The sequence below is a fragment of the Streptomyces sp. NBC_01803 genome, assembly GCF_035917415.1.
In the GTDB taxonomy this organism is placed as follows: domain Bacteria; phylum Actinomycetota; class Actinomycetes; order Streptomycetales; family Streptomycetaceae; genus Streptomyces.
This window is the reverse complement of record NZ_CP109073.1, coordinates 2,525,145-2,544,063: the sequence shown is the minus strand read 5'-3', so window position 1 is coordinate 2,544,063 and position 18,919 is coordinate 2,525,145. Positions and strand designations below refer to the sequence as shown.

At 73.1% G+C, this 18,919-nt stretch carries 16 protein-coding genes; 7 read left to right on the top strand and 9 right to left on the bottom strand.

From position 1 onward, the window contains the following. Positions 1-4: 4 nt before the first annotated feature. Together glp and galU are read right to left on the bottom strand one after the other, a co-directional pair. Positions 5-1,279 carry a molybdotransferase-like divisome protein Glp gene (gene glp, locus OIE51_RS11005; RefSeq protein WP_326597328.1) on the bottom strand — a complete coding sequence of 425 codons (1,275 nt, stop codon included), beginning with the start codon at positions 1,277-1,279 and terminating at the stop codon, positions 5-7. Next, positions 1,272-2,183, bottom strand: a complete 912-nt coding sequence (gene galU, locus OIE51_RS11000; protein ID WP_326597327.1) for a UTP--glucose-1-phosphate uridylyltransferase GalU — start codon at positions 2,181-2,183, stop codon at positions 1,272-1,274. The genes glp and galU overlap by 8 nt, the downstream gene beginning before the upstream one ends. Before the next feature lie 131 nt (positions 2,184-2,314). Between galU and OIE51_RS10995 the strand changes: the two genes are divergently transcribed. After that, on the top strand, positions 2,315-2,926 hold the full coding sequence (locus OIE51_RS10995) for a 5-formyltetrahydrofolate cyclo-ligase (protein WP_326597326.1): 612 nt from the start codon (positions 2,315-2,317) through the stop codon (positions 2,924-2,926). Positions 2,927-3,051: 125 nt separating this feature from the next. On the opposite strand, the gene OIE51_RS10990 is transcribed toward OIE51_RS10995, so the two are convergent. Further along, entirely contained in the window at positions 3,052-5,838 is a 2,787-nt protein-coding gene (locus tag OIE51_RS10990) for a penicillin acylase family protein (protein WP_326597325.1), read from the bottom strand. A 208-nt stretch (positions 5,839-6,046) separates the two neighbouring features. On the opposite strand from OIE51_RS10990, the gene OIE51_RS10985 reads away from it, so the two are divergent. The 5 genes from OIE51_RS10985 to OIE51_RS10965 all read left to right on the top strand — a co-directional run bounded on the left by OIE51_RS10985 (position 6,047) and on the right by OIE51_RS10965 (position 10,369). Next, a complete protein-coding gene (locus OIE51_RS10985) occupies positions 6,047-7,525 on the top strand; it encodes a potassium/proton antiporter (RefSeq protein ID WP_326600594.1) in 1,479 nt (492 codons plus the stop codon). A gap of 97 nt (positions 7,526-7,622) precedes the next feature. Beyond that, complete coding sequence (locus tag OIE51_RS10980) at positions 7,623-8,000, top strand: FmdB family zinc ribbon protein (RefSeq protein ID WP_326597324.1); 378 nt, start codon at positions 7,623-7,625, stop codon at positions 7,998-8,000. Further along, positions 7,997-8,845 (top strand): S-methyl-5'-thioadenosine phosphorylase, encoded by an 849-nt coding sequence (locus OIE51_RS10975; protein WP_326597322.1) that lies wholly within the window; start codon positions 7,997-7,999, stop codon positions 8,843-8,845. Before OIE51_RS10980 ends, OIE51_RS10975 begins: the two co-directional genes overlap by 4 nt. 180 nt (positions 8,846-9,025) lie before the next feature. Then, complete coding sequence (locus OIE51_RS10970) at positions 9,026-9,637, top strand: RcpC/CpaB family pilus assembly protein (protein ID WP_326597320.1); 612 nt, start codon at positions 9,026-9,028, stop codon at positions 9,635-9,637. A gap of 153 nt (positions 9,638-9,790) precedes the next feature. After that, on the top strand, positions 9,791-10,369 hold the full coding sequence (locus tag OIE51_RS10965) for an MscL family protein (protein WP_326597318.1): 579 nt from the start codon (positions 9,791-9,793) through the stop codon (positions 10,367-10,369). A 10-nt stretch (positions 10,370-10,379) separates the two neighbouring features. On the opposite strand, the gene OIE51_RS10960 is transcribed toward OIE51_RS10965, so the two are convergent. Next, positions 10,380-11,069 carry an AMP-binding protein gene (locus OIE51_RS10960; RefSeq protein ID WP_326597316.1) on the bottom strand — a complete coding sequence of 230 codons (690 nt, stop codon included), beginning with the start codon at positions 11,067-11,069 and terminating at the stop codon, positions 10,380-10,382. A 90-nt stretch (positions 11,070-11,159) separates the two neighbouring features. Here OIE51_RS10960 and OIE51_RS10955 point away from each other — a divergent pair, with 90 nt between their 5' ends. Then, positions 11,160-12,257 (top strand): P1 family peptidase, encoded by a 1,098-nt coding sequence (locus OIE51_RS10955; RefSeq protein ID WP_326597315.1) that lies wholly within the window; start codon positions 11,160-11,162, stop codon positions 12,255-12,257. Between the two features lie 355 nt (positions 12,258-12,612). Here OIE51_RS10955 and OIE51_RS10950 read toward each other — a convergent pair whose 3' ends face one another. From OIE51_RS10950 to OIE51_RS10930, 5 genes are all read right to left on the bottom strand, one after another. Then, a complete protein-coding gene (locus OIE51_RS10950; protein ID WP_326597313.1) occupies positions 12,613-14,640 on the bottom strand; it encodes a PTS fructose transporter subunit IIABC in 2,028 nt (675 codons plus the stop codon). Next, positions 14,637-15,632 carry a 1-phosphofructokinase gene (gene pfkB / locus OIE51_RS10945; RefSeq protein WP_326597311.1) on the bottom strand — a complete coding sequence of 332 codons (996 nt, stop codon included), beginning with the start codon at positions 15,630-15,632 and terminating at the stop codon, positions 14,637-14,639. Before pfkB ends, OIE51_RS10950 begins: the two co-directional genes overlap by 4 nt. Next, entirely contained in the window at positions 15,629-16,390 is a 762-nt protein-coding gene (locus OIE51_RS10940; protein WP_326597310.1) for a DeoR/GlpR family DNA-binding transcription regulator, read from the bottom strand. Before OIE51_RS10940 ends, pfkB begins: the two co-directional genes overlap by 4 nt. 165 nt (positions 16,391-16,555) lie before the next feature. Further along, positions 16,556-18,085 carry an MFS transporter gene (locus OIE51_RS10935; RefSeq protein WP_326597308.1) on the bottom strand — a complete coding sequence of 510 codons (1,530 nt, stop codon included), beginning with the start codon at positions 18,083-18,085 and terminating at the stop codon, positions 16,556-16,558. A gap of 83 nt (positions 18,086-18,168) precedes the next feature. After that, positions 18,169-18,849: a TetR/AcrR family transcriptional regulator gene (locus OIE51_RS10930; RefSeq protein ID WP_442812051.1), complete on the bottom strand. Its 681-nt coding sequence runs from the start codon at positions 18,847-18,849 to the stop codon at positions 18,169-18,171. Between the last annotated feature and the right edge of the window lie 70 nt (positions 18,850-18,919).

The following is an 18,919-nucleotide window of genomic DNA, read 5'->3' as shown; positions in this document are numbered from 1 at the left end:
TCGCTCAGCCGAGCAGCACCACCGTCAGCTCCACGCCCGAGGCGGCCTCCGTCACGTTCTCCGGGATCTCGATCAGCGCGTCGGCCGTGGCGAGCGCCGCGATCAGATGGGAGCCGGCGCCGCCGACCGGCCGGACGGTGCCGTCCCCGGCCGTGTACGCGCCGCGCAGGAACTGCCGCCGCCCGGCGGGCGAGGACAGCGGCGCGTCCGTGATCAGCCGGGCCGTCACGCGCGGCCGGTGCAGCGTGCTCTCGTCGTGACCGGCCATCACGCGCAACGCCGGGCGGACGAACAGCTCGAACGAGACGTACGCGCTGACCGGGTTGCCCGGCAGGGCGAAGAGCGGCGTGCGGGCGGCACCGATCAGACCGAAGCCCTGCGGCTTGCCCGGCTGCATGGCCAGCCGGCGGAAGTCGACCTCCCCGGTCAGCGCCTCCTTGACCACGTCGTACGCGCCGACGCTGACGCCGCCGCTGGTGACGACGAGGTCGGCGCGGATCAACTGGTCCTCCAGCGCCGCCCGCAGCGTCGGCGCGTCGTCCGCGACCGCCGCGCCGCGGAAGGCGTCCGCGCCGGCGGCCTGGGCGGCGGCGGTGAGCATGTAGCTGTTGGAGTCGTGGATCTGGCCCGGGCGGAGCGGCTCGCCGGGGGCGGCCAGCTCGCTGCCCGTGGACAGCACGACGACCCGCGGCCGGGGGCGTACCGGAACGGTCGCGCGCCCCAGGGCCGCGAGCAGGCCGGTCTGGGGCGGGCCGAGGAACGTGCCGGCCGGGAGCGCGACACCTCCGGCGAGCGCGTCGCTGCCGCGCCCCCGGATGTGCGCGCCCTCGGCGGCCGGCCGGAAGACGCGCACCTCACCGCCGCCGCCCCGGACGGCGGAGGCGGCGTGCATCGAGTCGACGGGCCCGCCGCCCGTGCCGCCGTCGGTCCACTCGACCGGAACGACGGCCTGGGCGCCGGGCGGCAGCGGCGCGCCGGTCATGATGCGGGCGGCCTGCCCGGGGAAGAGGGTGGGCAGGTCGCCGCTGCCCGCCGCGATGTCCGCGACGACGCTCAGCACGGACGGGTAGGTGCGGGTGGCGCCGTCGACGTCCGCCGCCCGCACCGCGTAGCCGTCCATCGAGCTGTTGTCGAACGGCGGCAGCGGGGCGGGCACGATCACGTCCTCGGTGAGCACGCAGCCGGTCGCGTCGAGCAGCGGGAGCTCGATGGCGTCCAGCGGCCGGACCGTCCGCAGGATGTCGGCGAGGTGCTCGTCCACCGACCAGATGTCAGTCAACGTGCGGCATCTCCTCGGCGACGTACTGTCGCAGCCAGGACCTGAACTCCGGGCCGAGGTCTGGGCGTTCGCAGGCGAGCCGGACGATCGAGCGCAGGTAGTCGGCGCGGTCGCCGGTGTCGTACCGGCGGCCCTTGAAGACCACGCCGTGCACCGGGCCGCCGAGGGCGGAGTCGCCCGCCATGGCCTGGAGGGCGTCGGTGAGCTGGATCTCGCCGCCGCGGCCGGGCGGGGTCTTGCCGAGCACCTCGAAGATCCCGGCGTCCAGGACATAGCGGCCGATGATGGCCAGGTTGCTGGGGGCGTCGGCGGGGTCCGGCTTCTCGACCAGGCCGGTCACCCGGAACACGCCGTCCGTGACCGGGGCGACGGAGGCGGCGCCGTAGAGGTGGATCTGCTCGGGGTCGACCTCCATCAGCGCGATGACGGAGCCGCCCTGCTCGGTCTGGACGTCGATCATCTTGGTGAGCAGCGGGTCGCGGGGGTCGATCAGGTCGTCGCCGAGCAGGACGGCGAACGGCTGGTCGCCGACGTGCGGCGCCGCGCACAGGACGGCGTGGCCCAGGCCCCTGGGGTCGCCCTGGCGGACGTAGTGCATGGTGGCCAGGGCGGTCGACTGCTGGACGCGGGAGAGCCGCTCCGAGTCGCCCTTGCGGCGCAGGGCGTCCTCCAGCTCGTAGTTGCGGTCGAAGTGGTCTTCGAGGGGACGCTTGTTGCGCCCGGTGATCATGAGCACGTCGGTGAGCCCCGCTGCGGTGGCTTCCTCCACCACATACTGGATCGCGGGTTGGTCGACAACCGGCAGCATCTCCTTGGGAGTGGCCTTCGTGGCGGGCAGAAACCGTGTGCCGAGCCCGGCTGCGGGAATGACAGCCTTGCTGATCCGGGGGCGAGGTGTCGTCATGCGGTCACTTTATCCACCTGATCTGCGGCGACGGAGCACTTTGGAGTTGTGCGTCGCGTTATGAGCGGGTTTGATCTGGCGGAGGGTATGACCCTGCGTGTGCGTGTGTGTGAAGGGAGCGGGCGGGCGGCGTGGAGGACGGAACGGCGCTGAAGCGCGAGGTCAGGCGGGATTTGCTGGCGGTGCGGGCCGCCATGGCGGACGACGAGGTGGCCCAGGCGGCCGAGGCGCTCGCCCGGCGCGCGCTGGAGCTGCCGGAGCTGGCCGCGGCGGGGACGGTCGCGGCGTACGTGTCGATGGGGCACGAGCCGGGCACCACCGGCCTGCTGAGCGCGCTGCGCGAGCGCGGCACGCGCGTGCTGCTGCCGGTGCTGCTGGCGGACGACGACCTGGACTGGGCGGAGTACGAGGGGCCGGGTCGGCTGGTCGAGGCCGAGCACGGCGGCGGGCGGATCCGGCTGCTGGAGCCCGCCGGGCCGCGGCTGGGCCCGGCGGCGGTGACCGAGGCGGACGTGGTGCTGCTGCCGGGGCTGGCGGTGGACCGGCGCGGGGTGCGGATGGGCCGGGGCGGCGGCAGCTTCGACCGGGTGCTGGCCCGGCTGGCGGCCTCGGGCGCCCAGTCGGCGCTGGTGGCGCTGGTGTACGGGCACGAGGTGGTGGAGGAGCTGCCGCGCGAGCCGCACGACCGGCCGGTGCACGCCGTCGTGACGCCGGAGGACGTGCGCCGGTTCTCCCGGGATTGAGCCGCGCGGCCGACTGAGCCGCGCGGTCGGCCGCGCGGCTCAGTCCCGGTGGCGAGCCGTACAGTCCCGGGCCGGGGCCGGGCCACCACGCGGCGGGCCGCGGGCCGGGGCCGGGCCGCCCGGGGCTACGGCGTGAGCGTGAGCGTGTGCTCGGCCCGCTCCCGGACCGCCTCCTCGCCGTGCGCCCACGGCAGGTACTCACCGGCGGCCCACAGATCGGTCTGGTCGGTGTAGTTGGCGTGGTAGGTGTGGCCGGAGGCGCCGGTGAGGTTGATCCACAGCGACTCCTCGAAGTCCGCCAGGCTGACGATCATCCGCATGGACGGCACCCAGGTGATGTCATAGCCGCCGGCCGCGTTCCATCCGGTGGCGTCGACGGCGTCGCTGCCGCCGGCCAGATTCCACGGGCCGCGGTTGAGCAGCCACTGGACGGGGCCGGGGCCCTCCGTGCCGAGCGTCTCGTTGTTGAGCATCAGCCGGTGCAGGCGGCCCCAGCTCCAGGTGTCGATGTCCTTGCCCAGCTCGGCGGTCAGCTCCCAGCGGGCGTCCCGCAGGGCGCGGGCGAGCAGCTCGTCGCGGGTGTCGGCGGCGGCCTGGGCGTCGGCGGCGGGCGTGGACCACCACTCGTTGTCCGGGTCCTCCAGCAGCCCCCTCACCACCTCGAACCACCGGTCGCCGCCGTCGGGCTGCGCGGTGTCGGGAGAGCGCTCGCCGCACTCGGTGATCAGCCGGTCCTCACCGTCCGGGTTCTCCAGCGGCTGCGAGTCATCGGCCGGGCGCACCCGCAGGCACTGGCCCTCGACGCGCAGTTCCTTGGGCATCTTGTTGCCGAACGCGAGCTGGAGCAGGTTGCGCCAGACCGCGTTGTAGTAGGCGGCGGCCGGGGAGTCGGCGTCCTGGCTGTAGTCCCAGCCCACCAGCAGCTCCTGGGCCTCGCGGACGTAGGGGTCGGAGACCTCGATATTGAGCAGGTGCGGGACGAGGACCTCGGCCATCTCGTTGCGGTTGTCGAGCTGGATGGACTGCATGTCGCCCATCGAGATCTTGCCGCCGTCCTCGATCGTGCCCTGGATCAGCTCCTCGATGCGTGCGCTGCGCGTGCCGTAACTCCAGTCGTCGGTGAGGGTGTACGGGTACTGGCCCTCCTCGATAACGGCCTGATTGGCCGTCACGATATAACCGCGCTCGGGGTTGAGCTCCCAGGGGAGCTGGTCCTGCGGGATGTAACCGGTCCAGTCGTAGGCCGAGTCCCAGCCGGGGGCGGGGTATCGGCCGTCGCCCTCGCCGCGGATGGGGATGAGGCCGGGGGCCTGGTAGCCGATGTTGCCCGCGGTGTCGGCGTAGATCAGGTTCTGCGAGGGGACGGCGAAGTCCTGGGCCGCCGCGCGGAATTCCTCCCAGCCGTCGGCCGCGCCGATGCCGAAGATGGCGTCCATGGTGCGGGACGGCTCCAGCGCGGTCCAGGTGAGTGAGACGGCATAGCCCTCGCCCCGGTCCGGGGCGGAGGAGTCGACCGGGGCGCTGTCGCCGACGTTGGCGAACTCCTCCTCGCGGTCAGAGATGATCGGGCCGTTCCCGGTCGCGCGCACGGTGATCTCGCGCGGCTCGCCGCCCGCGACGTCGATGGTCTCCGTCCGTGTCTCGTACGGCACTTGCTCGCCGTCGCGGAGATAGTTGCCGTCGTCCAGCTTCTCCAGCCGCAGGTCGGTCACGTCGGCGCCGAGGTTGGTCAGGCCCCAGGCGATGTCCTGGTTGTGGCCGATGACGACGCCGGGCACTCCGGAGAACGTGAATCCGGAGACGTCGAACGGGCAGGCCGCGGTGACCTCGTTGCAGTGCAGGCCCATCTGGTACCAGACGCCGGGCAACGAGGGCGACAGATGTGGGTCGTTGGCCAGCAGCGGCTCGCCGGTGGTCGTGTAGTCGCCGGAGATCACCCAGGAGTTGGAGCCGATGCCGCTGCCGTTGGTGCCGAGCAGGGCGGGGATCTCGTCCAGGGTCTCGGCGACGGAGGCGAGGTGGGACGAGACGTCGTCGAACGCGCCCTCGACGCCTTCCGTTGCCGCCGTTCCGGTGCCGCCGGTCTCCCCGGTCTCCGCGGTGCCGCCCGTTTCGCCGGTGCCCCCCGTTTCGCCGGTGCCGTCCGTTTCACCGCTCTCGCCCGCCATGGCCTGGCCGGGTGGCAGCAGGGTGCCGGTGCCGTTCTCCCGCACGATCGGCGCGTTGCGGTCGTAGGGGTACGGCGGGTACAGCGCCTCGATCTCCTCCGCGCTCAGCCGCTCGGCGAGCAGCGAACGGTCGATCTCCTCCTGCATGTTGCCGCGCAGGTCCCAGGCCATGGCCTTCAGCCAGGCCACGGAGTCGACCGGGTGCCACTCCTCCGGCTCGTAGTCGTTGGCGAAGCCGAGCGCGGCGTACTCGACCGACAGCTCCTCGCCGCTGTGGTCGGCGAGGTAGGCGTTGACGCCGTCGGTGTACGCCTGGAGGTACGCCCTGGTCTCGTCGGACAGCAGCTCGTCGTACTCCTCCTGGGCCACGTCGTGCCAGCCGAGGGTGCGCAGGAAGGCGTCGGTCTCGACGTGGTCCTCGCCGAACATCTCCGACAGCCGGCCGGCCGTCATGTGCCGGCGCACGTCCATCTCCCAGAAGCGGTCCTGGGCCTGCACATAGCCCTGGGCGCGGAAGAGGTCCTCCGCCGAGTCCGCGTAGAGCTGCGGGATCCCGTTGCCGTCCCGCAGGACGGTGACCGGCGCGGACATGCCCGCGACCGCGATCTCCCCGGAGACCTGCGGGAAGGAGGCCCGCACGGTGCTGATGCTCCAGTAGGCGCCGTAGCCGAGACCGGCCACGAGCAGCAATACGAGCGAGATCACGATCAGACGACCGCGTCGCCTGGTCTTCTTGGCGGGCATCTGCGTCCTTCACAGGGCAGCTTGGAGGTTGGAGGCAACCATAGACATACGGCCACTGAGGTGAGCCTACGGGGAGTCACGCGCCCGGGCCGCAGCGTTCATATGATGGTAAATTCGCCGCAAACGCCGTGAATTGCCCTACCTGTACGCTGCAACAATTTCCCCCGGAGAGGACCCCTCGCTGACTGTCGACCGTCTCAACGAGCTGATGCTCGCCGGCGCCCTCGTCCTGCTGGTGGCGGTCGCCGCCGTCCGGCTGACCTCGCGCACCGGGCTGCCGTCGCTGCTGCTCTACCTGGCCATCGGCATGGTGCTGGGCCGGGACGGACTCGGCATCGAGTTCAGCGACGTGGAGCTGACGCAGGTGCTGGGTTACGCGGCCCTGGTCGTCATTCTCGCCGAAGGCGGTCTCGGCACGCGATGGCGGGAGATCCGCCCGGCCATCCCGACCGCGGCCGTCCTGGCCACCGTGGGCGTCGCCATCAGCGTCGGGGTCACCGCGACGGCGGCCCACTACCTGGTCGGGCTCTCCTGGCAGTCGGCCCTGGTGATGGGCGCGGTGCTGTCCTCGACCGACGCGGCGGCCGTCTTCTCGGTGCTGCGCCGGGTGCCGCTGCCGCGTCGGCTGAGCGGGGTGCTGGAGGCGGAGTCCGGCTTCAACGACGCGCCCGTGGTCATCCTCGTCGTCGCCTTCTCCGAGACCGCCCACCCGATGGAGCACTGGTACACGCTGCTCGGCGAGATGGCGCTCGAACTCGCCATCGGGCTGGCCGTCGGGCTCGCCGTCGGCAAGCTCGGCGCGCTGGCGCTGCGGCACGTCGCGCTGCCCGCCTCCGGCCTCTACCCGATCGCGGTCCTGGCGCTGGCGGTGCTGGCGTACGCCGGGGGCGCGCTGCTGCACGGCAGCGGCTTCCTCGCGGTCTACGTGGCGGCCGTCGTCCTCGGCAACGCCCGGTTGCCGCACCGGCCCGCGACGCGCGGCTTCGCGGACGCGGTGGCGTGGCTGGCGCAGATCGGCCTGTTCGTGCTGCTCGGGCTGCTGGTGGACCCGGGCGACCTGTGGAACGACCTCGGGCCGGCACTGGTCGTGGGCGGCGCGCTCACGCTGGTGGCCAGGCCACTGGCGGTGGTGCTGTGCCTGCTGCCGTTCCGCCGGCCCTGGCGGGAGCACGTGCTGCTGTCCTGGGCGGGGCTGCGCGGCGCCGTGCCGATCGTGCTGGCCATCATCCCGGTGGTGGCCGACATCGAGGACAGTGACCGCATCTTCAGCGTCGTCTTCGTGCTCGTCGTCGTCTTCACGCTGGCGCAGGGCCCGACCCTGCCCTGGCTGGCCGGACGGCTGCGGCTCGGGGACGGGGAGAAGGCCGTCGACGTGGACATCGAGTCCGCGCCGCTCGACCGGCTGCGCGGACACCTGCTGTCCGTGTCGATCCCGGCGGCGTCGCGGATGCACGGCGTGGAGGTGCGCGAGCTGCGGCTGCCGCCGCAGGCCGCCGTCACACTGGTGGTTAGGGACGGCACCAGCTTCGTGCCCGATCCCGCCACGGTGCTGCGGCGCGGGGACGAGCTGCTGGTGGTGACGACGGACGAGGTGCGGGACGCGGTGGAACGGCGGCTGATCGCCATCGGGCGGGGCGGGAAGCTGGCGGAATGGCTCCGGCCGCATGCCCGGGGCGGACGTACGTGACGCGGTGGGTGGGGGGGAGCAGTGGACTTCCGGCCCCGGAATGTTGCACGATGGACCGTCGTTAGCACTCCATGACGATGAGTGCCAGGAGGATGTCGTGCCGACGTATCAGTATCAGTGCACCGCGTGCCACGAGGGCCTCGAAGTGGTGCAGAAGTTCACCGACGACGCGCTGACGGTGTGCCCCAGCTGCGATGGGCGCCTGAAGAAGGTCTTCTCGGCGGTCGGCATCGTCTTCAAGGGCTCCGGGTTCTACCGCAACGACAGCCGGAGCACCTCGACCTCCACCAGCCCGGCGGGGTCCTCCTCGTCCGGCAAGGCGGGTGAGAAGAGCGGGAAGAGCGAGAAGAAGAGCGACGCGGGCTCGTCGTCCTCGTCCGCGGCCTCCTCCTCCGGGTCCTCGTCGTCCTCGTCGCCCTCGGGGTCCTCCTCGTCCTCCTCGGCGAGCACCGGTTCGGCCGCGTCCGCCGCATGAGCGTGAGCGGCGCGCCCGCCGGGCGGGCCGAGATAGGCGTGATCGGCGGGTCCGGGTTCTACTCGTTCCTGGACGATGTGACGGAGATCACTGTCACTACGCCCTACGGTTCGCCCAGCGATTCGCTGTTCCTCGGTGAGATGGGCGGACGGCGCGTCGCGTTCGTCCCCCGGCACGGCCGTGGACACCACCTGCCACCGCACCGCATCAACTACCGCGCCAACCTCTGGGCGCTGCGCTCCCTCGGCGTGCGCCAGGTCCTGGGCCCGTGCGCGGTCGGCGGGCTGCGTCCCGACTACGGGCCGGGCACGCTGGTGATTCCCGACCAGCTCGTGGACCGCACCAAGAGCAGGCCGCAGAGCTTCTTCGACGGCGTGCCCCTGCCGGACGGGCGGCAGCCCAAGGTCGTGCATGTCTCGTTCGCCGATCCGTACTGCCCGGCCGGGCGCGCCGTCGCGCTGGCCACCGCGCGGGAGCGCGGTTGGGACGCGGTGGACGGCGGCACGATGTGCGTCATTGAGGGACCGCGCTTCTCCACCCGCGCCGAGTCCCGGTGGCACGCCGCGCAGGGCTGGGCCGTGGTCGGCATGACCGGGCACCCGGAGGCGATCCTCGCCCGTGAGCTGGAGCTCTGCTACACCTCGCTGGCCCTGGTCACGGACCTGGACGCGGGGGCCGAGGTGGGCGAGGGCGTCTCGCACGCCGAGGTGCTCAAGGTCTTCGCGGAGAACATCGGCCGACTGCGCGACGTGCTCTTCGACGTGGTGCGTGGGCTGCCCGAGGACCGCGACTGCCTGTGCGCGACCGCGCTGGCCGGGCAGGCGCTGGGGATCGAGCTGCCGTAGCCGGTGTGCCGTGGCCGGTGCGTCGGGGAGGGTGCGTTGTGGCCGGTGTGCCGTCGCGGGTGTGCCGTGGCAGGTGCGTCGGGGAGGGTGCCCGGCGCGTCCGGGTGACCGCGTTGTCCACAGGCGCCGGGTTGTCCACAGGCCCGGGCGGGATTCCGCGAGAACGGGCACGGTGGTGCCATGAACGTCGCCTCCTCCGCCCCCATCGGCTCGCGGTCCCGACCGCCGTCCCATCCCTCCGTTCCCGACTTCTCCCCGGTGTGCCCACGCGGCGGGCGGTTCCGGCTGCGCCGCTTCGTGCGTCGACGGCGCCGGGGCTTGGCCGTCGCGCTCGCCGCCGCCGCGCTCGCCCTGGCCCTCGCCGTGCCCGGCGGCGGGTCGGCGGGCGAGCCCGGTCCCGGGCGGACGGAGCGCGTCGAGACGGCCGTCGCGGCCGGCGCGCGGGAGGGGCCCGGGACGGCAGAGGCGGCGGCCGGTTCCGGCGAGACCGTCTCGGCGCCGGTCCGGATCGCCGACGCGGCGGCCGTGCGGCTGCTGCGTCCCGGGGACCGGGTGGACGTCCTGGCCGCCGCCGCGCCGCCGGGCGGTGAGGCCGCCGGGCCCGCCCGGGTCGTCGCGCGGCGGGCGCGGGTGGCCGAGGTGCCCGGCACGTCCGGTGCCTCCGAGGTGTCTGGTGCCGTCGGCCCGGAGGATGGCGGCGGCGCCCTGCTCGTGCTGACTGTCTCCCCTGCCACCGCCGCCGAGCTGGCCGGTGCCGCCGCCGTCGCGGACCTGGCGGTCGTCCGATGGTGACCGGCGCCCTCGCGGCGCCCACCGGGAAGTCGGGCGAGAAGCCGGGCGGAAAGTCCACCGCAGAGGGGCCATCGGATTGGACAGCCCGCCGTGCCCTGTTGCAGCGTGGGCGGCTCAGAGAGTGCCGCGACTGCGGCAGCGAGAGGCGGAGCGGTGAGTGTGGAGAGCAAGGGCGTCGTGGCGGGAGCCAGGGAGACGCTGGCCGGATTCAGGGAGTTCCTGACCCGGGGGAACGTGGTGGAGCTGGCCGTCGCGGTGGTGGTCGGCACAGCCTTCACCAACATCGTGAACTCGGTGGTGCAGGGCATGATCAACCCGGTGGTGGGCGCCTTCGGCACACAGAACCTGGACGCCTACTCGTCCTGCCTGCGCGGCCCCTGCAAGGACAACCCCGACGGCGAGGCGGACCTCGGCATCCTGCTCCACTGGGGCTCGGTGCTGAGCGCCACGCTGACCTTCCTGATCACCGCGGGCGTGGTGTATTTCCTGATGATCCTGCCCCTGACCCGGTATATGGCCCGGCGCCGGGCCAAGGACGCTGTGGAGCCGCAGCCGCCCGCCAAGACCGAGCTGGACGTGCTGGCCGAGATCCGCGACGAGCTGATCGCCCAGCGTGCCGACCGGGCGGACCGGGCCGGTCGTGCCGGGGAAGCGGCGACCGTCGGGGCGCCGCGCTCCGGGGACGCGGAGGCGGACGGGCGGCGGCTCGACAAGGAGCGCGACAGCGGCTAGACGCGCGGGCTCAGAGGTGGTGCGGCGGCTTCTCGCTGATGAAGCGGGCCAGGTCACCGACGCTTCCGTCGTCGGCGGGCCGCTCACCCCAGCCGTGGTCGGCGTCGTCCGCCGACCGGCGCTCCAGCGGGTCGTCGAAGACCAGCCGGGCGAGGAGATCCGGCCGCTCTGGGCCGGGCTGCGCGGTGTCGCTCATAGAGTCAGGATACGGCCGGGCCGGGGGCGCGAGCGGGGCGAGCGGAGTCAGCGGGGCCAGCACCTCGTGCCACCAGCGGTCCCGGCCGGGCACCCAGGGCACGGGCCGGGGCAGCTGCCGTATCACGAGCACGTCACGCACCGCCGGGCAGTCGGCCAGCGCCCGGTCGAGTACGGACTTGGCGGCGTACGTCTGCCCGTCGAGGCGGCAGGCGTCGGCGGTGACGACCACGGTCGCGCCGGATTCGTTGACACACTGGCGGACGAAGGCTCGGTGGTTGCCCAGGGGCAGAGTGATCCGTGTCGCCGACAGCCGGAGGCAGGCGAGCGTCACGACCACGGACTCCAGGGACATCGGCAGCAGCACGGGCACCGAGTCGCCGGGACGCACGCCGAGCCTGGCCAGGACCTCGCTCGCGCGGTCGGACTGGCGCAGCAGTTGCGTGTGGCTGAGCACATCGGCCGGGCTGCCGTAGCCGCTTCCCCAGCCGCGTTGTTCGGACATGCCGTGCACTCTTGCCGCTGGCGATTGACAACGGATAAACGTCCGCTGGACGCCGCAGGCCAGGGGTGCCGCGCGTGATACGCATGGGGCATGGACGAGGAGATGACGGCCATACCCGGGCCGCTGGACGCCTTGACGGATGTGGCCGGGCTCGCGGTCGGCCACGCGCAGCGGATCGGGGACGGCTGGCTGACCGGGGCGACTGTGGTGCTGACCCCGGCGGGCGGGGCGGTGGGAGCGGTCGACGTGCGCGGCGGAGGCCCCGGCACCCGGGAGACGGACGTGCTCGACCCGAGGAATCTGGTGGAGCGCGTCGACGCCATCCTGCTGAGCGGCGGGAGCGCGTTCGGGCTGGACGCGGCCGGCGGCGTGGTGGGCTGGCTGGAGGACCGGGGGCGCGGCTTCCAGCCGGGACCCGATCCCTCCCAGGTGGTGCCGATCGTGCCGGCCGCCGTCCTGTTCGACCTGGGCCGTGGCGGTGACTGGCGGGCGCGCCCGGGGGCCGGCCTCGGGCGGGCGGCGGCCGAGGACGCGGCCCGTCGCGGCCCGGGGGCGGCCGTTCCCGAGGGGAACGTCGGCGCGGGCGCGGGCGCGGTGATCGGCGGGCTCAAGGGCGGTATGGGCACGGCCAGCCTGGTGCTGTCCTCCGGCGTCACGGTGGCGGCGCTGGCGGCGGTGAACGCGAGCGGCTCGCCCGCCGATCCGGCCACCGGCGCGCTGTTCGGGGAGCCGGGGCGGGTGCCCGACCCGGCGCGGCACGCCGAGGCCGCCGGGCGGCTGGCCGCCGCGCGGCGGGAGACGGTGCGGAGGTTCGGCGGCGGGGAGCGGGTCCCGCTGAACACCACGATCGCCGTGGTGGCCACGGATGCCGCGCTCGTCCCGGCGCAGACCCAGAAGCTCGCCGGGACGGCGCACGACGGGTTGGCCCGCGCGGTGCGGCCGGTGCATCTGATGACGGATGGCGACACGGTGTTCGCCCTGGCCACCGGCGAACGGCCGGCGCCGTCCGGGGCCACGCCGATCGAGGCGGCCGTGGCGTTCAACGAGGTGCTCGCGGCGGGTGCCGACGTGCTCAGCCGGGCAGTGGTCAAGGCCGTGCTGGCGGCGGACAGCGTGGACGCGCCGGGCGGGCTCTTCCCGTCGTACTCCGACCTGTACGGACCGCGGAGCGCCGCCGCCGACCGGTGATTCCCGATCGGTGATTCCCGATCGGTGGTCCTCGACGGGTGGACTCTCGGCCGGTGGTCCTCGACGGGTGGTCCTCGGCCGGTGGACTCTCGGCCGGTGACTCTCGGCCGGTGGTCCTCGACGGGTGGCCACCGGATCGGTGGGTCCTCGACGGGTGGCCACCCGATCGGTGACTCTCGGCCGGTGGCCACCCGATCGGTGACCCTCGACAGGCGGCCTCGGCCGGTGGCCCTGATCGGTGACTCCCGACCGGGTGGGCCCTCGATCGGTGACCCTCAACCGGTGGCCGGGTGGGATGGAAGCCGGTGCCCCCGGGGGCAAATGGGGGAGTACCCGAGGGCACCGGCGGCTTTTCTCAGGCGGCGGCAGCCGTCGGTGCGCGCCGCGCGGCCCGCCCGCCGGACCCGCCCGGCTCACCGGTCTCGCCGGACGCGGCGGGCACGGCCTCGCGGCTGCCCTTGAGGGCCACGACCAAGCCGGCGGTGACGACCGTCCCGGCCGCGATCGCGAGGAGGTACGGCAGCGCCCCGCCGATGAGCGGCACCACGAACACCCCGCCGTGCGGCGCGCGCAGCGTGCTGCCGAACGCCATGGTCAGCGCGCCGGTCACCGCGCCGCCCGCCATGGCGGAGGGGATGACGCGCAGCGGGTCGGCGGCGGCGAACGGGATGGCGCCCTCGGTGATGAACGAGGCGCCCAGCACCCAGGCCGCCTTGCCGTTCTCCTTCTCGGTCGGCGTGAAGAGCCTGCCGCGCACGGTCGTGGCGAGTGCCATGCCCAGCGGCGGCACCATGCCCGCGGCCATCACCGTGGCCATGATCTCCAGGCTGGTCCCGTTGGGGTCCGCCACGGCGATGCCGCCGGTGGCGAAGGCATAGGCGACCTTGTTCACCGGACCGCCCAGGTCGAAGCACATCATCAGGCCGAGCAGCATGCCGAGCAGGATGGCGTTGGAGCCGCTCAGGCCGCTGAGCCAGTCCGTCAGCCCGGACTGCGCCTCCGCGATCGGCTTCCCGACCACGATGTACATCAGGAAGCCGACGACGGTGGCCGACAGCAGCGGGATCACCAGGACCGGCATGATGCCGCGCAGCACCGGCGGGATGGCCACCCGCTGGACGGCCATCACCACCGCGCCCGCCAGCAGGCCGGCCACCAGGCCGCCGAGGAAGCCGGCTTCGATGGTCACGGCGATGGCGCCGCCCACGAAGCCGGGCACCAGACCGGGCCGGTCGGCCATGCCGTAGGCGATGTAGCCGGCCAGGACGGGGATCAGGAAGCCGAAGGAGGTGCCGCCGATCTGGAACATCAGCGCGGCCCAGCTGTCGCCCTCTGTCCACACGAAGTGATCGGCGACGGGCGTGGCCTGGTTGATCTCGTAGCCGCCGATCGCGAAGGCGAGCGCGATGAGCAGGCCGCCGGCCGCGACGAACGGGACCATGTAGCTGACACCCGTCATCAGCCAGGTGCGCAGCCGCGTGCCGAAGTGGTCACCGGGCTGGCCGGCGCGGTTCATCGGCGCCCCGGCGCCGGCCGGGGCCGTGCCCGCGACCTCGCCGCGCTCCGCCTTGCCGCGCGCCTCCGCGATCAGCTCGGCGGGCCGGTTGATGGCGGCCTTCACCCCGACGTCCACCGTCGGCTTGCCGCCGAACCTGTCCTTCTCCCGGACCTCCACGTCGTGCGCGAGGATCACCGCGTCCGCCGCGGCGATCAGCTCCGGGCGCAGCCGTTCGAACCCGGCCGACCCCTGGGTCTCGACCGTGATCTCGACGCCTTCGTCGCGCGCCGCCCGCTCCAGCGACTCGGCCGCCATATAGGTGTGCGCGATGCCGGTGGGACAGGAGGTGACGGCGACGACGCGGAACGGTCCGGCCGGCGCCCCGCCCGGGTCCGCGCCCTTGCCGGTCTCCGCGGTCACGTCCGGCTGTTCGCCCTCGTCCGGTTGTTCGCCCCGGATCAGGGCGGCCGTGCGGCCCGGATCCGTCGCCGTGCGCAGGGCCTGGGCGAACTCGGGGTCCATCAGGCTCCGGGCCAGCCTGGAGAGGATCGTCAGATGGTCGTCGTCCGCGCCCGCCGGGGCGGCTATCAGGAAGATCAGATCGGCCGGCCCGTCGGCGGCGCCGAAGTCGATGCCCGCCGCGCTGCGCCCGAAGGCGAGCGTCGGCTCGGTGACATGCGCGCTACGGCAGTGCGGAATACCGATCCCGCCCTCCAGGCCGGTGGGCATCTGCGCCTCACGGGCCGCCACATCGGCGAGGAACCCGTCGAGGTCGGTGACGCGGTCGGCGGCGGCCATCCGTTCGGCCAGCGAACGGGCCGCCGTTTCCTTGGTGGTGGCGGCCAGGTCGAGGTCGACCAGGTCCGCGGTGATCAACTGGCTCATCGCACGGCTCCATCGGCGGTACGGGGGTGGGGACGGGATCGGGGAGAGGGAGGGAGGTGGAGGGGTTGGTCGAGCGGCACGTCGGGGGTCACAGTGACCGCCTCCGGCCGCAGGTCGGCGGGGGTGGGCATGGCGCTGCCCGGCAGTTGCACGGCGGCGGCGCCGTGGGCGAGGGCGGCGGCCAGGGCCCCCGGCCCCGTGCCGCCCGCGGTGACGAAGCCCGCGAGGGACGCGTCGCCCGCCCCGACGTCGCTGCGCACGGCCGCGACCGGCGCGCTGCCGAAGTACATCCCGGTGCGGTCCACGAGCAGCTGCCCGGCCGGGCCGAGGCTGGCCAGCACGGCCTGGGCCCCGGCCGCCCGCAGCTCCTCGGCCGCCTCGGCGGCGTCGCGGACCGTGACGAGGGCGCGGCCCACGGCATCGGCGAGCTCGTCGGCGTTCGGCTTGATCACGTCGGGCCGCTCGGCCAGCGCCCTGATCAGCGCGGGCCCCGAGGTGTCCAGGGCGATCCGGGCGCCCGCCCGGTGGGTGCGCGCGACCAGCTCGGCGTACCAGTCGTCGCCCAGCCCGCGCGGCAGGCTGCCGCAGCACACCGTCCACGCGGCGCCCGCCGCCGCGTGCCGTCCCGCCGCGGTCAGCAGCGCCTCGGACTCGGCGGCGGTCAGCTCGGGACCGGCGGCGTTGAGCTTGGTGAGGGTGCCGTCCGGTTCGACGGCCGAGATGTTGACCCGGGTGCGGCCCGCCACCGGGACGGCGGCCACCTCGATGCCCTGCCCGGTCAGCAGCCGCGACAGCAGCGCGCCCTCGGGACCGCCCAGCGGCAGCACGGCCGTCGTGCGGTGTCCGGCGGCGGCGACCGCGCGGGAGACGTTGACCCCCTTGCCGCCGGGGTCGACGCGGTCGGCGCCCGCCCGCAGCACGGCGCCGCGCTCCAGCGCGGGGATCTCGTAGGTGCGGTCGAGGCTGGGGTTGGGCGTCACAGTGAGGATCACGCGCGTTCTACCTCCGTGCCGGCCGCCTCCACCGCGCGGGCGTCGGCGGCGGTGAGCCCGTCGTCGGTGATCAGCAGGTCCACCTGGGACAGGGAGCCGAAGCGGGCGAAGTGCTCCTGCTCGAACTTGCGGGAGTCGGCCAGCAGCACCACCCGGCGGGCGGCGGAGATCAGCGCGCGCTTGACCGCCGCCTCGGCCAGGTCGGGGGTGGTCAGCCCGGAGCCGGGACCGAATCCGTTGGTGGCGAGGAAGACGACGTCGGCGGTGATCTCGCCGTAGGTGCGCAGCGCCCAGGCGTCCACGGCGGCCCGGGTCCGGTGCCGGACCCGGCCGCCGATGACGTGCAGCTCGATGCCGGGGCGGTCGACCAGCCGCGCGGCCAGCGGCAGGGCGTGGGTGAGCACGGTCAGCCGGGCGTCCAGGGGCAGCGCGGCGGCGAGGGCGGCCGTGGTGGTGCCGGCGTCGAGGATGACGCTGCCCTCCTCGGGGAGCTGGGTGAGCGCGGCGCGCGCGATCCGCTCCTTCTGCGCGACGGCGGTGCCCTCGCGCTCGCTGAGGTCGGGCTCGAAGTCGAGGCGGCCCACCGGGATGCCGCCGCCGTGCACCCGGCGCAGGACGCCGGCCCTGGCCAGCGCCTTCAGGTCGCGGCGGACGGTCTCGGCCGTGACCGCGAACTCGTCGGCGAGCGCGAGGACCTCGACGCGCCCCCGCTCGCGGGCGAGCCGGAGGATCGTCTGCTGCCGCTCAGGTGCGTACATCTGTGTTTCAGCCCGTTCCATGCCCGAATCTGTGATTCCAGTCCGGATGCTACGACCGTGTGGCGGATAAGTAAACACATCCGGAAACACTTCGGCCCCCGCAGCCGTGAAGCAGCGGGGGCCGGAAGGCCGGAGGCGCGGCGCCGGGGCGCCGGCCGCCCGGGGTCAGTGGGCGAACGCCGGGACCGGCGCGCCCTTCTCCAGGTCGCCGTCCTCACCGTCCGCGAGGGACTGGCCGACGTGGCTGCCCTTGCTGGTGATCAGGAAGAAGGCGAGGGCCGCCGAGATCAGCAGGGCGGCGAAGCCCCACCAGATGGCGGTGGTGTAGCCGTGCACCATCGACTCGAACTCCAGCTGCACACCGGAGAGCGACCCGGAGTGGGAGTTGAAGTACGAGGTGGTGGCGCCCGCCGCGATCGTGTTCAGCAGGGCCGTGCCGATGGCGCCGCCGACCTGCTGCGACACGTTCACCATGGCGGAGGCGACGCCCGCGTCGGTCGGACGGACCCGCTCGGTGGCCACGCTCATCGCCGGCATGAACGCGGTGCCCATACCGAGGCCGAGCAGCACCTGCGCCGGCAGGATCAGCCCGAGGTAGGAGGAGTCCACGCTCAGCTGGGTCAGCATCAGCATGCCGACCGCGCCGATCAGGAAGCCCGGCACCATCAGCGTCCGGGGCGCGACCCGGGTCACCAGGCGGGTGCCGATCTGGGTCGAGCCGGTGATCATGCCCGCCACCATCGGCAGGAAGGCCAGGCCGGTCTTCACCGGCGAGTATCCGCGGATGATCTGGAAGTAGTAGGTCAGGAAGAGGAACAGACCGAACATCGCGATGATCGCCACGCCCAGCGAGGCGTAGGACCCGCCGCGGTTCCGGTCGGTGATCACGCGCAGCGGCAGCAGCGGCGACTTCACGCGGGACTCGACGAAGCCGAACAGCCCCAGCAGCACCACGGCCGAGACGAACATGGCCACGGTCACCGGCTCGGTCCAGTCCTCCTGCTCGGCACGGGCGAAGCCGTAGACCAGGGCGACCAGACCCGAGGACGCGAGCAGCACGCCCGGGACATCCAGGGTCGAGCGGTTACGGGCGTTCTCGGGCTCCTTGATCACCAGGATGGCGCCGACGGCGGCCACGGCGGCGAACGGGATGTTGACGAAGAAGGTCCAGCGCCAGTCGAGGTAGTCCGTCAGGGCGCCGCCGAGCAGCAGCCCCACGGCGGCACCGGCACCGGCGATGGCGCCGTAGACGCCGAACGCCTTCGCCCGCTCCTTGACGTCGGTGAACAGAACGGTCAGCAGGGACAGCGCGGCCGGGGCCAGCAGCGCGCCGAAGACGCCCTGGAGGCCGCGGGAGGCGAAGAGCATCGCCTCGTTCTGCGCGGCACCACCGAGGGCGGAGGCGGCGGCGAAGCCGATCAGGCCGATGACGAAGGCCCGGTTCCGCCCCCACAGGTCGGCCACCCGGCCACCGAAGAGGAGCAGGCCACCGAAGGCCAGGGCATAGGCGGTGATGACCCACTGCCGGTTGCCGTCGGATATGCCGAGGTCGGTCTGGGCCGAGGGCAGCGCGATGTTCACGATGGTGGCGTCGAGCACCACCATCAACTGGGCGATGGCGATGAAGGCAAGCGCTGTCCAGCGCTTGGGGTCCGGGGTGCCCTGAGCCTGGCTCACGGCATGTTCCGCTGGCATAGGTGTGACTACCTCACGTTGCATTTCGGGCTGAGTAAGCGATTGGGGTTCGCTCGGAGTAAGACTCGGGAGAGCGGGGAAACTCAGCGCCGCTCTCGTCCGGCTGGCGGCGGCAGTTGGAAGAGCTCGTCTTTGAGCTCTGCCAAACTGGTCGCGTGACCCGGTAGTTCGCTGTGGGCCGGCGTCCGCAGGCCATCGAGGAAAATCTGCAGATGACGCCGGGCGAGAAGCACGTCATTCCGGCGACGCACCCCCGGCATCGGGAGAGTGAGCCTGGCGATGGCGACAAGCAGGTCCCCGGCACCGACATCCCGGCGGAGCTGACCGGACTCGTGCGCCCGGTCGACCAGCTTCTGTGTCACCTTCTGCATGCGCCCACGGCTGGCTACGAGCTGCGGATCTTCCGGATCGATGTCGGAACCCAGCATGGGACAGAGAGCGCCCACCCGCTCGTCCGCGCTGTCGAGGACGACGCGGCGCAGGGCTTCGAAGGGATCATGCTCCGTCTCCAGTGCCTGTCGGGCCCGCTCGATGATCCGCTGGTTCACATAGAGCAGCACGTGGAACAGCAAGGACTTGCGATCGGGAAAGTGCCGGTACAGCGTGGCATTTCCGACCCCGGCCCGTCGAGCGATTTCATCCAGGGGCGCGTCCGCCCCGTACTCAACGAGCGCTTCACGGGCAGCGGCGAGGATCCGCTCGCGATTACGCACGGCGTCGGCGCGCAGCCGCGGACGGGTCGTCGTGGAGGTGGTGCTCACGATGCCGCTCCCCTTGTCTGGACGCCTCACGACGCCCGGATGAACAACCGGGGACTCCCTCCCCGCTTGCGTG

Coding starts and splice junctions, on each gene's coding strand:
- galU (WP_326597327.1), bottom strand. CDS start 2,183: ATGACGACACCTCGCCCCCGGATCAGCAAGGCTGTCATTCCCGCAGCC.
- OIE51_RS10990 (WP_326597325.1), bottom strand. CDS start 5,838: ATGCCCGCCAAGAAGACCAGGCGACGCGGTCGTCTGATCGTGATCTCG.
- OIE51_RS10985 (WP_326600594.1), top strand. CDS start 6,047: ATGCTCGCCGGCGCCCTCGTCCTGCTGGTGGCGGTCGCCGCCGTCCGG.
- OIE51_RS10975 (WP_326597322.1), top strand. CDS start 7,997: ATGAGCGTGAGCGGCGCGCCCGCCGGGCGGGCCGAGATAGGCGTGATC.
- OIE51_RS10970 (WP_326597320.1), top strand. CDS start 9,026: ATGAACGTCGCCTCCTCCGCCCCCATCGGCTCGCGGTCCCGACCGCCG.
- OIE51_RS10960 (WP_326597316.1), bottom strand. CDS start 11,069: ATGTCCGAACAACGCGGCTGGGGAAGCGGCTACGGCAGCCCGGCCGAT.
- OIE51_RS10955 (WP_326597315.1), top strand. CDS start 11,160: ATGGACGAGGAGATGACGGCCATACCCGGGCCGCTGGACGCCTTGACG.
- OIE51_RS10950 (WP_326597313.1), bottom strand. CDS start 14,640: ATGAGCCAGTTGATCACCGCGGACCTGGTCGACCTCGACCTGGCCGCC.
- OIE51_RS10940 (WP_326597310.1), bottom strand. CDS start 16,390: ATGTACGCACCTGAGCGGCAGCAGACGATCCTCCGGCTCGCCCGCGAG.
- OIE51_RS10935 (WP_326597308.1), bottom strand. CDS start 18,085: ATGCCAGCGGAACATGCCGTGAGCCAGGCTCAGGGCACCCCGGACCCC.